Here is a 14,153-nt window from a genome sequence, read left to right on the forward strand (position 1 = left end):
CCCATGAACGCCCCGCTCAATCATCCGCTGCCGCTGCTCGATCTCGATGTTCTGCGCACGTTCGTGGCGATTGCCGAAACCGGCAGCTTCACCACCGCCGCCAATGCCGTGTTCCGCACGCCGTCGGCCGTGTCCATGCAGATCAAGAAGCTGGAGGACATTCTCGGCCGCTCCGTCTTCGCGCGCGACGCGCGTTCGGTGACGCTGACCACCGATGGCGAGATGCTGCTCGGCTATGCGCGCCGGCTGTTGTCGATCAACCGCGAGGTGGTGTCGAAGTTCATCATTCCCGACATTGTCGGCGTGGTGCGGCTGGGCTCGCCGGATGATTACGGCGAACGCGTGCTGCCGCACGTGCTGAAGCGTTTTGCGCAGTCGCATCCATCGATCGCCGTCGATGTCACCATCGACCAGAGCATCAACTTGCGCCGGCGCATGGACGACCGGGCGCTCGACATCACGCTCCTGACCAATTCCTACAAGACCAGCGCGCTCGGCGCCGAGGTGCTGCTCACCGAACCGATTGTCTGGGCCGGCGCCAAGGGTGGCTGCGCGCATCTGCGCGAGCCGCTTCCGGTCTCATTGTGGGAGGAAGGCTGCGCCTGGCGGGCAGGGGCGCTCGATGCGCTCGGCCGCGAAGGCCGTAACTATCGCATCGCCTATATGAGCGCCCACACCGCCGGCCAGCGCGCCGCGATCATGTCCGATCTCGCGGTCGCGCCGCTGCCGAAGTCGTTCCTGGGCAACGAGATGGTCGAACTCAGCCCGAAGGACGGCATGCCGGACATCGGCACCTACAACCTCGCAATGGTCGTGGCGCCGGACGCCAGCGCACCGGTCAAGGCGGTCGCGGACCACATCCGCGCCACCTTCGAGCTGTTCCGGGAGACGGGCAAGTTCTGATCCGCCAATAGGGCGGGACAGAAGGCAGACACGCTATTCCGCCGCCTCGGCGGACGGAGCCTCAAACCTCGTTCTCGCACCTTGCCTGGCCGGCGCGCCGGTTTCGCTGAGAAACGCAACGATGCGTTGGCGGGCGCGGCGCGATTCCGGCATGTCGATCAGCGGCCAGACATGGAACATGCCTTGTTCATGAATGACATCCACCTCGACGCCGGCGGCGCGGGCCTTTTCGGCGAAGATCAGATTGTCAGGCGTCAACAGATCGCGTGACCCGGTCAACAGCAGCGTTTTTGGCAGCACCGAAAGATCGCCGTAGACCGGGCTGATGTGCCAGTCGCTGCGGTCGATACCGGCACTGTACATCCGGATCGCTTCCAGGCCGCCCGGAATGCCAAGCCACGGATCGTTTCGCTCTGCCTCGAACAGTTTTGGATTGGAAAGCGACATGTCGAGGCCGGGCGAAATCAGCACGTGGCGCGATGGCAGGGGCAGGGCCTGCTCGGCAGCCATCATGGTCAGCACGACAGCCATGTTGCCGCCAGCTGAGTCGCCCATGAAGGTGATGTCGCGGGCCTCGGTCTCGTCGAGCATCTGGCGGTAGACCTCGCCGACCATTCCGAACATGTCGTGGAAATCGTGCTCGGGCGCGATGGGATAGATCGGCACCGTGATGCCGAAACCGAGCCGATCGGCCATCTCGGCGATCAGATGCCAATGATAGGGCGTGATTTCAAAGACATAGGCGCCTCCGTGCAGGTAGAGAATCCGCCTCTGCTCGTCGCCTCTGGGTGCTATTTCGTAGACGGGAAAGCCGTTCACCTCGCGCGTCGTGATGTCGAGGCGCGACCGCACCAGGGCGGGGGGCTGATGGTCTTCCGTCTTGCGCGCGCTGGCGATCCATCGCTGCAGGTTTTCCGGGCTGGAAAAGGCCTGCTTGCGGCTGTGCCTGAGCACGAAGGATATGACGTGGCTTTTGAAACTTGGCATGCGGATACACGAACTTCGGCAAAGCCGACTAAGAGAATTCCCCCCTCCTTTCCGAAGATCGTGCCGTCGCGGAAAATGTCAAGATTTGTGCCGCCCACGATTGTGTGACGGGTTGCGAAGCCGCTCACTTTCGGCGGGGCCGGAGGCGCAGCAGTGCCGCGCGTATCCGGTTGTCGGTTGGAGCCGCGGCCGTCTGGCGGCGCCGGCTTGCGCCGAGCAATTTGCATTTGTCGGCGAATGTCATCAGCGCGCCGCGTTCCAGATGGCGGTGGTCAGGCTCGCTTTTTCACTGGAGCGGGGCGACACCGGCCAGCCGATATCCTTCTGGATTTCGGGAGGCAGGCTGTTCAGGATGCGCCTTGCCTTGTTGCGGTCATGGGCTTGTCTGATGGCCGCGCCATAGCGGCCGAGGGTTTCAAACATCGACATCTTCATCTCCCTTGGAGTTTCGAGGCGGCCGAAGACATTTCGTGCCTGCCGATCGATGCCGGTTAAATGCCCTGCCCATGTATCCAGTGGATTTCGCTACAGCGCGTTTTGGTTTCGAGATCGGTTCGATCTTGAAACATTTGCATGCAAATGAATTTGCACCATACCGCGGCTGAGATTACTCCCGGCTGCGTCTCGCGGCGTGACCTTCGCGTGAACGCCGCCGTGGCGCGGCGTCGCCGGCAACGCCATCCTCGCTCACCGTCTTGCGCGGCGGCAGTTTGACCGCGGCCGACAGTTTCGGGAACGGATCGACCTTGTTCGGCAGCGCCATGGCGTAGACGAAATGCTCCTGGAATTTCGGCTCCAGGGCAGTTTCGATCTTCTCGATCTGGCTCACAGTCTCCTCGATCTCGCGGCGATAGCCGCGGTTCAAGAGCGCCATGCGCGCGCCCGCACCCGCGGCGTTGCCGACGGCCGAAACCTTGTCGAGGTCGCAATCGGGGATCAGGCCCAGCACCATGGCGTATTTCGGATCGATGAACGAGCCGAAGGCGCCGGCGAAATGGATGCGGTCGACATGCTCGGTGTTCTGCTTTTCCATCAGCAGCTTGGTGCCGGCATAAAGTGCTGCCTTGGCGAGCTGGATGGCGCGCACGTCGGTCTGGGTAATGGTGATCTTCGGCTCACCTTCCTTCAGCACGTAGGAGAAGGTGCGGCCATTGGCGATGACGCGCGGCGAACGTGCGGCAAGCGAGCCGTCGACGACGCCGTCCTCCGAGATGATGCCGGCGAGATACATCTCGGCCACGATCTCGATGATGCCGGAGCCGCAAATGCCGGTGACGCCGGTCGCCTGCACGCTGTCGAGGAAACCCGGCTCGTCTGACCACAGTTCCGAGCCGATGACGCGGTATTTCGGCTCCAGCGTGTCGGGGTCGATACGCACGCGCTCGATGGCGCCGGGCGCCGCGCGCTGGCCACCGGAGATTTCCGCGCCCTCGAAGGCCGGGCCGGTCGGCGAGGAAGCCGCCACGACACGGGTGCGATTGCCGAGCACGATCTCGGCATTGGTGCCGACGTCGACGATCAGCATCATCTCGTCCTGGCGATGCGGTCCTTCCGACAGCGTCACCGCCGCCGCATCGGCGCCGACATGGCCGGCGATGCAGGGCAGCATGTAAAGACGGGCGCCCTGGTTGAGCTTCAGGCCGATATCGGAGGCCTTGATGTGCACTGCCCCGGAGACGGCCAGCGCGAAGGGGGCGCCGCCGAGCTCGGTCGGATCGATGCCGAGGAACAGGTGGTGCATGATCGGATTGCCGACGAAGACGGAATCCAGGATGTCGTTGCGCTGGACATTGCCTTCGGCGCAGACCTTGTCGACAAGGCTCGAGATCGCTTCGCGCACCGCGACCGTCATGCCTTCGCGGCCATCCGGGTTCATCATCACGTAGGAGACGCGGCTCATCAAATCCTCGCCGAAGCGGATCTGCGGGTTGGACGTGCCCGAGGACGCGGCGACGCGGCCCGACAGCAGCGACACCAGATGCATGGCAATGGTGGTCGAGCCGATATCGCAGGCGAGCCCATAGGCTTCATTCTTGAGGCCGGGCCACAGCGCGATGACCCTTGCGGTCTCGCTATCGGCGTCCTTGTAGATGGCGGCGGTGGCGGTCCAGTTGCCCTTGCGCAAAATGCCCTGCACCAGCGGCAGGAGATAGAAATCGAAGTCCAGGCTCTTGAGATTCCAGTCCTTCATCAAGGCGATCTTCAGGCGGTCGAGATCGCCGAGCGGCTTGTGCATGTCGGGCTCTTCGATCTCGACATAGCACATGCGGATCGCCGCATCGCGCGCGATCACCCTGGTGTCGGCATCCTTGCGGATGGTCTGCGCATTGATGACCGTGTCCTGCGGCACGTCGATGACGAGGTCGCCGAGGATCTGCGCAGAGCAGGACAGGCGCCGCCGTTCGGGCAGTCCACGCACGCGCTCGTAGCGCTCTTCCTTAGGCCCCTTGGGCGAGATGTGGTCGTTGGACGACACGATCTTGTGCTTGGCGAAATTGCCTTCCTGCACCTCGATCTGGCAACGCCCACACGTCGCGCGCCCGCCGCACACGCTTTCGACATAGACGCCAAGCTGGCGCGCGGCATCCAGCACCGGCGTTCCGACCGGGAACCGGCCGCGCTTGCCCGACGGCATGAAAAGCACGAGCGGATCGGTGATGTTGGCGGGAGAATTCATGCTTCGGGTCTCGATAACAATTGTCGATGCCGTTTAACGGATCGTTTCACTCTTGGGTGGAGTGTCTGATGGTCCAGAGGCCAATCATGTCCGATCTCCTCCTGTCCGCCATATTCACGACGTTCACCATGGTTCGCCTGCTCAGGGGCCCGTGGCTGCGAAATCCGCAATATCTGGCGTCCGGTATCGTCGGGGCGGTTGTCTGTATCTTGCTGCTGCACGGCTTCTGGCCGGCCGAGGACGACGATTTCATCGTCGGCGGCGTGACCGGCATTTTCGGCTCGTGGGCGGGAATGGCTGTCTTCGACACCATCCTGGGCATGGCCTGACCGCAACACACACCAGCCCGACGGCATTGACAGCACGATCGGGCTAGTGAAGTTCGCGAGAGATTTCACGATTGCGCGCTTACCCCCGACCCATCCGGGCTTCGCGTCCACCGCGCCGGCGGCCGCCACTGCTTGCGCCATCGCCGGGCGCGTTGACCTGCGTCGGCGCTGCAACCGCCTGGCCGCCTTCGGCGGGCTTGTAGTCCTTGTAGGTCCGGATCCAGTTGGTGCAGTTCTCATCGGTGCCGTTCAGCACATTGGCGCCGCGCACGGCTTCCATTTCCTGCGGACGCACCGGGTTCATGATCGCCGAGGTCATGCCGGCGCCGATCACCATCGGGATGAAGGCGGCGTTGATGCCGTGGCGGTGCGGCAAGCCGAAAGAGATGTTGGAAAGGCCGCAGGTGGTGTTGACCTTCAGCTCTTCGCGCAAGCGGCGCAGCAGCGCGAACACCTGGCGACCGGCATCGCCCAGCGCGCCGATCGGCATGACCAGCGGGTCGACGACGACGTCATGCGCGGGAATGCCGAAATCGGCGCAGCGCTCGACGATCTTCTTGGCGACGGCGAAGCGCACGTCCGGATCCATCGAAATGCCGGTCTCGTCATTGGAGATGGCGACGACCGGGACATTGTATTTCTTGACCAGAGGCAGGATGGCTTCGAGCTTCTCTTCCTCGCCAGTGACGGAGTTGACCAACGGGCGGCCCTTGGCGACCTTGAGCGCGGCCTCGATCGCGGCGGTAACCGAGCTGTCGATCGACAGCGGCAGGTCGACCAGTCCCTGCACGATCTCCAGCGTCTGAACCAGCAGGCCGGGTTCCGTCTCATTCGGGTTGACCGAGGTGACGCCGGCGTTGACGTCGAGCATGGTCGCGCCGCAGGCGGCCTGTTCCAGCGCGTCCCGGATGACGGTTTCGAAATTGCCGGCGATCATCTCGGCGGCCAGCTTCTTGCGGCCGGTCGGGTTGATGCGCTCGCCGATCACGCAGAAGGGCTGGTCGAAGCCGATGATGATTTCTCGTGTCGCCGAGGCAACAATGGTCCGGGTCATGAAATTTCTCCGTCAGGATATAAAGATTTCTTTATATCGTTGTCTGTTCTCATTCAAGCGAATGGCTGGTTGTGACGCGCCGTCAATGCGCGGTCTTCACCATGTCCACCTGCGTTTCCGTAATCTCGTCATGCAATATGCGGTCGAGCCGGTCGGCGACCATCTGGTCATCGCGACGAATCTCGCGTTTCCACGGCTGGCGGCCCTTCAGCACGCCCGATTCATCGACGATCTCGGCGACATATTCCTCCTGGCGGTAGGCCATCACATGGATGCCGGCGACGCCTGGAATCTCCTTCACCTCGTTGATGATGTCGATGCAGAGCTGCTTGCCTTCCTTCTTCTGGTCCTGGGCGCCTTCCAGCCGCTTGATGACGGTGTCGGGGATATGGATGCCGGGCACGTTGGAGCGGATCCACTTGGCGGTCTTTGCCGAGGCCAGCGGTCCGACGCCGCAGAGGACGAACACTTTGTCGGTGTGGCCGAGATCGCGCGCCTTCTGCATGAAGGTCCTGAACATCGGCACGTCGAAACAATATTGCGTCTGCACGAATTGCGCGCCGGCGGCAATCTTCTTGCCGAGGTGGATCGGGCGGAAGTCGAAAGGCGGGGCGAACGGGTTGACGGCAGCACCCAGGAAAACCTGCGGTGGCGTCGTCAGCTTGCGGCCGGACAGGAACTTGCCGTTGTCGCGCATGATGCGGACCGTTTCGAGCAGCGACATGGAGTCGAGGTCGAACACCGGCTTGGCGCCGGGCTGGTCGCCGGCCTGCACGCCGTCGCCGGTCAGGCACAGCATGTTGGCGACGCCCATCGCCGCGCCGCCAAGCACGTCACCCTGGATAGCGATGCGGTTCTTGTCGCGGCAGGCGATCTGCATGATCGGGGCATAGCCCATGCGCGTCAGCAGCGCGCAGATGCCGACAGACGACATGTGGCAGTTGGCGCCGGAAGCATCGACCGCGTTGATGGCGTCGACCCAGCCATCGAAGATTTTCGCCCTGTTGTAGACGTCCTCGGGATCAGCGCTGTCGGGCGGATTGAGCTCGGTGGTGACGGCGAATTCGCCACGGCGCAGGACACGCTCGAGCCGGCCGCGGGAAGAGTGGCCGGGCAGGGGATCGAGCGGCAGGTGGATGCCGGCCGGATTCTCGTCGCGCTGATGACCGATCATGCGGATGCTCCGGTCTTCACGTTCGCCGCGGCTTCGCGCGCCGCCGCCGCCTGAGCGGTTACCCGCAGCCAGGCGGAGGTCTCACGCAACGACTGGTCTACCGGCTTCTGCACGGTCAGGATCTTGTCGCTGTTCACCATGTTCCGCGAGCCTTCCCAGGCCTTGACCCAGACGCAGGGCATGTCAGGCTCGACTTCGCAATTGCCGTTGGCGCGCACGCCGCCGCAAGGGCCGTTGCGCAACTGCTTGGGGCAATTCATGGGGCATGACATGCCGGTGGACGACAGCACGCACTGGCCGCACATGCGGCAGTCGAACATGAAGCCCTTGACGCGCTTCTCGACAAACTTGATCGGTCCTTCGACGCGGCCATAGCCGATGCCTTTCCATAGCGGGTGGAGCAGCAGGAACATGTCGGCGAATTTGGCATAGAACCATTCCAGCAGGCGCGAATGCCTGATCGACCACAACCGGATCGCGAAGGAGCGCTGCACGCGCCGCTGCGGCGAAACGTCGGCCGGCTTGTAGTCGGATTTCGGCGCTGCCTTCTTGACCAGAGTGGCCTGGGTAACCGCCGGCTGAGTCTCAGACATTTTCTTTGCCGCCCGCCTTTACCAGAGCGACAAGCCGCTCACGGTCGTACTTCGTGTCGAGATCCTGAAAGGCCTTTTCGACCTCGGCTTCGAGGTCGTCACCGACCGGTACGGGATCGGCCTTGCGCCATTCGGCCAGATAATCGTCGGTGCCGCCCGCGCCGGTGCGCATGGCACACATGTCGATGGCTTCAGTGAAGCGCAGCGGCAGTTCGCGCTTGGCGTTCTGCCGGCCCTTCTTGACGATGACCTGGGCTGGAATATCGCGCCAGTAAACGACGATCAGATCGGCCATGAATTATCACTCCTCGTGATTTCGAGCATTGCCGCATGCGTGGTTGGCCCGCTTGTTATGGGACGACGCGCGCGCATTCAAAAACGACGCATTTGGATGTCGCAAAATGAAAGCACGGAATCTTCCGCCCTGACGGGGTGAACTGGCCGGCGAGCCCGAAGTCAGAGGTTGATGCCAGACTTGCAGCGAGGGTGCTGGATTGGCCGTTGGTTCAGACGAATCCGGCGTTACCAGATGCCGCGTTTGATCCCGGTCCAGAGGTAGAACCAGATCGTCGGATGATACCATTGCATGGAAGGCAGGCCGGGATCGAACGTGGCGAGCCGGCCCGCCAGCGCATCGCTGATCGCGTCGACGCACATGTCACGCGAGAACGCGGCCTGCCGCAGCGCGTGGCTTGAAATCGTGTCACCCGGCTGGGGCTTGCCGCGTGCATGCCGCAGCACGCCGCCCGTGTCCACGCCGGCATCGACCAAATGGACTGTCGAGCCGAAGTTTTCAGCATCGCCGCTCGCGAGTGCCCAGTAGCCGCCATTCATGCCGCGATATTTCGGGTTGATGCCGGCATGATAGTTGAGCACCGGACACGGCATCCCGGCCAGGGTTTGCCTGGACAAAAGGCGGCATCCGGCGAGCAGCACGACGCCCGGGCCGACGCTTTCGACCGCCCGCAGGCATTCGGCTGAATCGGCCGAGGAAACGTGGATGATGGATTGCCCGGCGACCGGCCCGGTGCGCAGCTTCTCTTCGGCGATGATGCGGGCCGCGTGCCCGGCAAGGAAGCGCTTGCCGAGCCGGGTCAGCACCATGGTGCCAAGCTGCCCGATCACCGACACCCAGCCTTGCCGGCGCGCGCGCCGAGCCAGCAATTGCTTCTTGGATTGAGGGGTTTCGAGGATGACGCTGACAGGACCCAGGCGATCGGCGATGGCGTTGATGATGGCCCAGATATGCGGGCCGCCTTCGGTGATCACCACGATCGCGGCTCTCTTCTCAATCGCTGAAGCCATGGCGCGCTTTCTTGCCAGGCGCGGCCTGTCGCCGCGCGGCTCAATTCTCCGCCGGCCGGGTTAAATGTTGGTGACCGCAAGGGTTGCCGATCAGCGCTTGAACTCCATGATGTCGAGCTTCGATTCGTAGTAGGGCGCCGGGAACTCGATGCGCCACTCGCTGGGGCCGCTGCGGTAGGCATAGCCGACCTGGTCGGTTTGCGGGCCGCTGCCATAGGGTTTGGCCGCATCGTTGTTGACCGATGCGGCGCCGAGATAGATCGCCCGCTTCTGGCCATCGTCGAAGAAGCGGCCCCTGGTGCGCTGCGAGCCACTGACCTTTTCCAGCCTCCAGCCCGATCCGTCGTCGGTGACCCTGCATTTGAACCAGCCATAGATGACGAGCGGGGACAGCCCGCCAGCCTTGATGGTGCGGCACCTCCAATTGCCAGTCAGGTCCTTGTCGGAGAAGGACACCGGCGGCTTGGCCAGCAAGGCGTCGAGCTGTTTTACATCGGCCGGATTGCCGGCCTTCGCCTCGGCGAGGGCCGCCTTGCGCGTCTCGTCATACCTGTCGAGACGCGTCTTGTCGGCAGGTGTGATCAGCTTCTGGATTTCGCCGTCGGCACGTGCGGGAAGCGCCGCGCAAACGCCGAGGCAGAGCGATAGAAGCAACGGACGACCAATCATCGGGGTCTTTCTCCTGCGTGACTTGTTTTGGACTGTCAGCACGTGGCTGGAGCAGCGTGTTTGTGCGCCTGGCGCACAATTTACCATTTAGCGATGTCTCGTGATCCGTGCTTAACAGCCCGCGGACCAAAAATCATGGTGTAGCCGATGCGGATTTTGCTTACGGGGTCGTCGGGTTGGCTGGGTGCGACGCTGGCCCCGCGGCTCACAGCACTGGGCCACGAGGTAACCGGCCTCGATCCCGTTCCAGCGATGCAAACACGGATTGTCGGCTCGATCACGGACCGTGACCTCGTCATGCGGGTTGTCCGGGAAAACGGAATCGAGGCCATCATCCACAGCGGCGCGCTGCACAAGCCGAACATCGAAGATCATGACAACGGCGCCTTCATCGCGACCAATGTGGTGGGCACGCTCAACCTGCTGGACGCGGCGACGTCATTCGGTGTGGAACGCTTCGTCTTCACGTCCACCACGTCGCTGATGATTTCCCAGGCGATACGCGAAGGTTTCACGGGCGGCGCGCGCAAGGCTGCGTGGCTGACGGAACGGATGTCGCCCGAACCGCGCAACATCTATGGCGTCACCAAGCTTTCGGCTGAACATCTCTGCCGCCTCCACCATCTTCAGCATGGCCTGCCGGTGGTCGTGTTGCGCACGGCTCGGTTCTTTCCCGAAGCCGATGACATGGCTCATGCAATCGAGCAATCGGATGCCAACACCAAGGCGAACGAACTGCTGTTCCGACGACTGACGGTGGAAGATGCAGCCGAGGCGCATATTGCCGCGTTGGAGAAGGCACCATTGCTGGGCTTCGACACCTTCATCGTCTGCGCGCCAACGCCGTTCCGGCCCGACGATTGCGCAGCGCTGATCACCGACGCGCCGTCGGTCGTCGCGCGGTATTTCCCTGAGTTTCCCGGCCTCTACGCCCGAGCGGGCTGGACGATGTTTTCCTCGATCGACCGGGTCTATGACGCGTCGCGCGCGGGGGACAGGCTAGGGTTCGTCTGCAAGACGAGTTTCGCCGACGTTCTGGCCACGCTATCAGCGGAGCAGGGCGCGTCCTCATCGGGTCGCGCTCAGCGGTGAGCCGCGGCTTGCGCCAACCCCGCCGTCAGGTCGCCATAGCCGGTCGCGCGGCGCTCATAGGCGAGGCCTAGCATTGTCGCGGCGCCTTCGGCGACCTTGTCGAGTTCCGGATCGTCGGTCTGGGCCAGGTAGATCAGCTTCTCGTAATTGCCGAAATAGTCCTTGATCAGCTCGGGGTGCTTGTCGAGGCCGAGCGGCTTCATGAAGAAAGCGTCGAACTGGCGGCACAGGAAGTCCGTCATGTAGAACGACATCATGTCGTCGTCGGCGACCTTCGCGTAGGCATCCATGCCCTGGTAGAAGGCAAAGCAATGCGGCCCGGCCATGCGCTCGACGCCGTGCTTCTCGCAGATCCGGTCGAGCAGGCCGCCAGTGCCGCAATCAGCATAGCCGACGAAGATGTGTTCGTAGCCTTCCGCCTTGGCCTTCTCGATCGCCTTGTCCATCGCCGGGGCGATGCGGTCCGGATAGAAATGAAACTCCGCTGGCAGGCAGGTCAGGACCAGATGGTCGAGGTTGAGCTGTTCCTTCACGGCCAGAACTTCGCGCGCGATCATTCCGCAGGCGATCACCAGAAGCCTGCTGGCCTGATACGATTGTGTTTTTCGTGCCTTGGCCATGATTTCAGTGGAACCGGCTTTCGTCGCCCGAAGTCATCATCTCATCTGGTAACAAAAAAGCCGCGCTGCAAGGCGCGGCTTTTTGCTGGTCTGTGCCGGGAACGCCCGAAATCAGGCCGAAGCGCGAACGTTGTGCTTGCGCTTCATGAAATCCTTGGCGGTTTCGACCGCCACCGCCGCGTCGCGGCAGTAAGCGTCGGCGCCGACGGCCTTGCCGAATTCCTCGTTGAGCGGAGCGCCGCCGACCAGCACGACGTAGTCGTCGCGGATACCCTTTTCCTTCATCGTGTCGATGACGACCTTCATGTAAGGCATGGTGGTCGTCAGCAGCGCCGACATGCCGATGATGTCGGGCTGGTGCTGCTCGATCGCATCGAGATACTTCTCGACCGCATTGTTGATGCCGAGATCGATGACGTCGAAGCCGGCGCCTTCCATCATCATGCCGACAAGGTTCTTGCCGATGTCGTGAATGTCGCCCTTGACCGTGCCGATGACCATCTTGCCCTGCTTCGGCGCGCCGGTGGCGGCGAGCAGCGGGCGCAGGATGAACATGCCGGCCTTCATCGCGTTGGCCGACAGCAGCACTTCGGGAACGAACAGGATACCGTCGCGAAAATCCTCACCGACGATGCGCATGCCTTCGACCAGTGCTTCGGTCAGCACCTTGTAGGGCACCCAGCCGCGTTCGAGCAGGATCTGGGTGCCTTCCTCGATCTCTTCCTTGAGGCCGTCATAGAGATCGTCGTGCATCTGCTGCACCAACTCGTCGTCGGAGAGTTCGGAAAGGATGATCTCGTCGTCGGCCATTTGTATCAAGCTCCTGCCGGCATCGCGACTGTGTCGCAAGGCACAAAATATTCGCGTTCATACCTAACCCGCTGGGGGCATGTATCCATAGCTGATTTGCGACTTCCCGCAAAAGGAAAGCGACTGGAAAATCTATTGCTTTTCTTGTCGATTTTGCGACAGCCGTTGGCGCTGGCGGGCCGTTTCGAATAGGGTGCATGGCTACGATCCGGGGAGGAGCGGCGTTCGGTGGCCGCGGCGGATTTCAGATCAAGAACAGATTCAGGGAAGAACCACCATGAGCGATCACGCGGCAATCGACCAGGAAGCGTCAAACGCGCGGCGAGGGCGCGCCGCCAGCGGCGGTGCGGCTGCCCGCAGGGCCGCGCGCTCCGGCGGCGGGCCGGGCACCCAGCTCACCTACATAAAGCGCAAGATCAACGTCTACGAGGTGTTGAACGAGGAAGGCCTGGCGCTGATCGAGAAGAACACCGACACGGTGCTGGAGGAGACCGGCATCATCTTCCGCGATGACGCGGAAGCCCTGCAGCTCTGGAAAGAGGCCGGCGCCGACGTCAAGGGCGAACGCGTGCACTTTCCCAAGGGCCTTTGCCGTTCGCTGCTGAAGACGGCGCCGTCCGTCTACACCCAGCATGCCCGCAATTCCGAGCGCTCGGTGCAGATCGGCGGCAACGCCACGGTGTTCGCGCCGGTCTATGGTCCTCCCTTCGTGCGCGACCTCGACGGCAACCGCCGTTACGCGACGATCGAGGATTTCCAGAATTTCGTGAAGCTCGCCTATATGGCGCCGTCGATCCATCATTCGGGCGGCACGGTGTGCGAGCCGGTCGACGTGCCGGTCAACAAACGCCACCTCGACATGATCTACGCGCACATCAAATATTCCGACAAGCCGTTCATGGGCTCGGTGACGGCGCCGGAGCGCGCCGAGGATACCGTTGCGATGGCCAAGATCCTGTTCGGCGACGATTTCGTCGAGAACAACACGGTGCTGACCAGCCTGATCAATGCCAACTCGCCGATGGTGTTCGACGAGACCATGCTCGGCGCGCTGAAAGTCTATTCGCGCCACAACCAGGCCTGCATCGTCACGCCATTCATCCTGGCCGGCGCGATGAGCCCGGTAACGGTGGCCGGCACGCTGACGCAGGTCCTGGCCGAAGTGCTGGCTGGCGCCTCGTTCACGCAGTTGATCCGGCCGGGCGCGCCGGTGCTCTTCGGCACCTTCGCCTCGTCGATCTCGATGCAGTCGGGCGCGCCGACCTTCGGCACGCCGGAGCCGTCGCTGGTCTCCTATGGCGCGGCCCAGCTCGCACGCCGTCTTGGCCTGCCGTTCCGAACCGGCGGCTCGCTCTGCGCGTCCAAGGTTCCGGATGCGCAGGCTGCTTACGAAAGCGCCAACACGCTGAACTCGACGATCCTCGCGGGCACCAACTTCGTGCTGCATTCGGCCGGCTGGCTCGAGGGCGGGCTCGCGTCCTGCTATGAGAAATTCATGATGGATATCGACCAGCTCGGCATGCAGCAGAAATTCTGCGAAGGCGTCGACCTGTCGGAAAACGGCCAGGCCATGGATGCGATCCGGCAGGTTGGTCCGGGCAGCCACTATCTTGGTTGCGACCACACCCAGGCCAATTTCCAGACCGCCTTCTACCGCTCGAACATCGCCGACAACAATTCCTACGAGCAGTGGCTGGCCGAGGGTGAAAAGACCGCACCGCAGCGCGCCAACGAACTCGCCCGCCGCTGGCTGGAAAGCTACGAGGCGCCGCATCTCGATGCTGGCATCGACGAAGCGTTGCAGGAATTCATCGCCAAGAAGAAGGGGTCGATGCCCGACGCCTTCACTTGAAAGGAGCCCGAGTCAGGCGGGGCTAAAGTCGCCAACATCATCCACAAGGAAGTCTGGCGGAGTGCCTTCTCCGATCCGGTCAAGAAGG

Annotated in this window: 15 protein-coding genes; 4 read left to right on the plus strand and 11 right to left on the minus strand. The window is 62.9% G+C overall.

Annotation, left to right across the window (positions count from 1 at the left end; translation table 11 throughout):
* Positions 1-3 precede the first annotated feature (3 nt).
* Entirely contained in the window at positions 4-903 is a 900-nt protein-coding gene (locus tag ACO07C_RS02045; RefSeq protein ID WP_421912564.1) for a LysR substrate-binding domain-containing protein, read from the plus strand.
* 33 nt (positions 904-936) lie between these two features.
* Here ACO07C_RS02045 and ACO07C_RS02050 read toward each other — a convergent pair whose 3' ends face one another.
* The 3 genes from ACO07C_RS02050 to ACO07C_RS02060 form a co-directional block, all read right to left on the minus strand.
* The gene (locus ACO07C_RS02050) at positions 937-1,890 is read right to left on the minus strand and encodes an alpha/beta hydrolase (RefSeq protein ID WP_421912565.1); all 954 of its coding nucleotides are present in this window, start codon (positions 1,888-1,890) and stop codon (positions 937-939) included.
* 243 nt (positions 1,891-2,133) lie between these two features.
* Positions 2,134-2,319: a hypothetical protein gene (locus tag ACO07C_RS02055; RefSeq protein ID WP_421912566.1), complete on the minus strand. Its 186-nt coding sequence runs from the start codon at positions 2,317-2,319 to the stop codon at positions 2,134-2,136.
* Positions 2,320-2,497: 178 nt separating this feature from the next.
* Positions 2,498-4,567: an ASKHA domain-containing protein gene (locus ACO07C_RS02060; protein ID WP_421912567.1), complete on the minus strand. Its 2,070-nt coding sequence runs from the start codon at positions 4,565-4,567 to the stop codon at positions 2,498-2,500.
* A gap of 86 nt (positions 4,568-4,653) precedes the next feature.
* Between ACO07C_RS02060 and ACO07C_RS02065 the strand changes: the two genes are divergently transcribed.
* Positions 4,654-4,896, plus strand: a complete 243-nt coding sequence (locus ACO07C_RS02065) for a hypothetical protein (RefSeq protein WP_421912568.1) — start codon at positions 4,654-4,656, stop codon at positions 4,894-4,896.
* Positions 4,897-4,975: 79 nt separating this feature from the next.
* Here the strand turns inward: ACO07C_RS02065 and ACO07C_RS02070 are convergent, their stop codons facing one another.
* The 6 genes from ACO07C_RS02070 to ACO07C_RS02095 form a co-directional block, all read right to left on the minus strand.
* Positions 4,976-5,950: a methyltetrahydrofolate cobalamin methyltransferase gene (locus ACO07C_RS02070; RefSeq protein WP_421912569.1), complete on the minus strand. Its 975-nt coding sequence runs from the start codon at positions 5,948-5,950 to the stop codon at positions 4,976-4,978.
* 82 nt (positions 5,951-6,032) lie between these two features.
* Positions 6,033-7,124 carry a methylenetetrahydrofolate reductase gene (locus tag ACO07C_RS02075; protein WP_421912570.1) on the minus strand — a complete coding sequence of 364 codons (1,092 nt, stop codon included), beginning with the start codon at positions 7,122-7,124 and terminating at the stop codon, positions 6,033-6,035.
* Complete coding sequence (locus ACO07C_RS02080) at positions 7,121-7,717, minus strand: methylenetetrahydrofolate reductase C-terminal domain-containing protein (RefSeq protein ID WP_421912571.1); 597 nt, start codon at positions 7,715-7,717, stop codon at positions 7,121-7,123. Before ACO07C_RS02080 ends, ACO07C_RS02075 begins: the two co-directional genes overlap by 4 nt.
* Complete coding sequence (locus ACO07C_RS02085; RefSeq protein WP_091575482.1) at positions 7,710-8,012, minus strand: virulence factor; 303 nt, start codon at positions 8,010-8,012, stop codon at positions 7,710-7,712. The genes ACO07C_RS02080 and ACO07C_RS02085 overlap by 8 nt, the downstream gene beginning before the upstream one ends.
* A 227-nt stretch (positions 8,013-8,239) precedes the next feature.
* The gene (locus ACO07C_RS02090) at positions 8,240-9,022 is read right to left on the minus strand and encodes a formyl transferase (RefSeq protein ID WP_421912572.1); all 783 of its coding nucleotides are present in this window, start codon (positions 9,020-9,022) and stop codon (positions 8,240-8,242) included.
* 90 nt (positions 9,023-9,112) lie between these two features.
* On the minus strand, positions 9,113-9,691 hold the full coding sequence (locus ACO07C_RS02095; RefSeq protein ID WP_421912574.1) for a DUF4893 domain-containing protein: 579 nt from the start codon (positions 9,689-9,691) through the stop codon (positions 9,113-9,115).
* 147 nt (positions 9,692-9,838) lie between these two features.
* Here ACO07C_RS02095 and ACO07C_RS02100 point away from each other — a divergent pair, with 147 nt between their 5' ends.
* The gene (locus ACO07C_RS02100; protein ID WP_421912575.1) at positions 9,839-10,783 is read left to right on the plus strand and encodes an NAD-dependent epimerase/dehydratase family protein; all 945 of its coding nucleotides are present in this window, start codon (positions 9,839-9,841) and stop codon (positions 10,781-10,783) included.
* On the opposite strand, the gene ACO07C_RS02105 is transcribed toward ACO07C_RS02100, so the two are convergent.
* Complete coding sequence (locus tag ACO07C_RS02105) at positions 10,774-11,403, minus strand: DUF1638 domain-containing protein (protein WP_421912576.1); 630 nt, start codon at positions 11,401-11,403, stop codon at positions 10,774-10,776. The genes ACO07C_RS02100 and ACO07C_RS02105 overlap by 10 nt on opposite strands.
* Positions 11,404-11,514: 111 nt before the next feature.
* A complete protein-coding gene (locus ACO07C_RS02110; RefSeq protein WP_107650280.1) occupies positions 11,515-12,213 on the minus strand; it encodes a corrinoid protein in 699 nt (232 codons plus the stop codon).
* Positions 12,214-12,490: 277 nt separating this feature from the next.
* On the opposite strand from ACO07C_RS02110, the gene ACO07C_RS02115 reads away from it, so the two are divergent.
* Positions 12,491-14,065: a trimethylamine methyltransferase family protein gene (locus ACO07C_RS02115; RefSeq protein WP_421912577.1), complete on the plus strand. Its 1,575-nt coding sequence runs from the start codon at positions 12,491-12,493 to the stop codon at positions 14,063-14,065.
* Positions 14,066-14,153 lie beyond the last annotated feature (88 nt).

Origin of the sequence: Mesorhizobium sp., assembly GCF_965229135.1 — a bacterium.
In the GTDB taxonomy this organism is placed as follows: Bacteria; Pseudomonadota; Alphaproteobacteria; order Rhizobiales; family Rhizobiaceae; genus Mesorhizobium.

Bases quoted from the DNA above. Each gene is read 5' to 3' on its own strand.
- ACO07C_RS02110 (WP_107650280.1), bottom strand. From the start codon at position 12,213: ATGGCCGACGACGAGATCATCCTTTCCGAACTCTCCGACGACGAGTTG.
- ACO07C_RS02055 (WP_421912566.1), bottom strand. From the start codon at position 2,319: ATGTCGATGTTTGAAACCCTCGGCCGCTATGGCGCGGCCATCAGACAA.
- ACO07C_RS02065 (WP_421912568.1), top strand. From the start codon at position 4,654: ATGTCCGATCTCCTCCTGTCCGCCATATTCACGACGTTCACCATGGTT.
- ACO07C_RS02045 (WP_421912564.1), top strand. From the start codon at position 4: ATGAACGCCCCGCTCAATCATCCGCTGCCGCTGCTCGATCTCGATGTT.
- ACO07C_RS02100 (WP_421912575.1), top strand. From the start codon at position 9,839: ATGCGGATTTTGCTTACGGGGTCGTCGGGTTGGCTGGGTGCGACGCTG.
- ACO07C_RS02075 (WP_421912570.1), bottom strand. From the start codon at position 7,124: ATGATCGGTCATCAGCGCGACGAGAATCCGGCCGGCATCCACCTGCCG.
- ACO07C_RS02080 (WP_421912571.1), bottom strand. From the start codon at position 7,717: ATGTCTGAGACTCAGCCGGCGGTTACCCAGGCCACTCTGGTCAAGAAG.
- ACO07C_RS02070 (WP_421912569.1), bottom strand. From the start codon at position 5,950: ATGACCCGGACCATTGTTGCCTCGGCGACACGAGAAATCATCATCGGC.
- ACO07C_RS02095 (WP_421912574.1), bottom strand. From the start codon at position 9,691: ATGATTGGTCGTCCGTTGCTTCTATCGCTCTGCCTCGGCGTTTGCGCG.
- ACO07C_RS02105 (WP_421912576.1), bottom strand. From the start codon at position 11,403: ATGGCCAAGGCACGAAAAACACAATCGTATCAGGCCAGCAGGCTTCTG.
- ACO07C_RS02090 (WP_421912572.1), bottom strand. From the start codon at position 9,022: ATGGCTTCAGCGATTGAGAAGAGAGCCGCGATCGTGGTGATCACCGAA.
- ACO07C_RS02115 (WP_421912577.1), top strand. From the start codon at position 12,491: ATGAGCGATCACGCGGCAATCGACCAGGAAGCGTCAAACGCGCGGCGA.
- ACO07C_RS02085 (WP_091575482.1), bottom strand. From the start codon at position 8,012: ATGGCCGATCTGATCGTCGTTTACTGGCGCGATATTCCAGCCCAGGTC.
- ACO07C_RS02050 (WP_421912565.1), bottom strand. From the start codon at position 1,890: ATGCCAAGTTTCAAAAGCCACGTCATATCCTTCGTGCTCAGGCACAGC.
- ACO07C_RS02060 (WP_421912567.1), bottom strand. From the start codon at position 4,567: ATGAATTCTCCCGCCAACATCACCGATCCGCTCGTGCTTTTCATGCCG.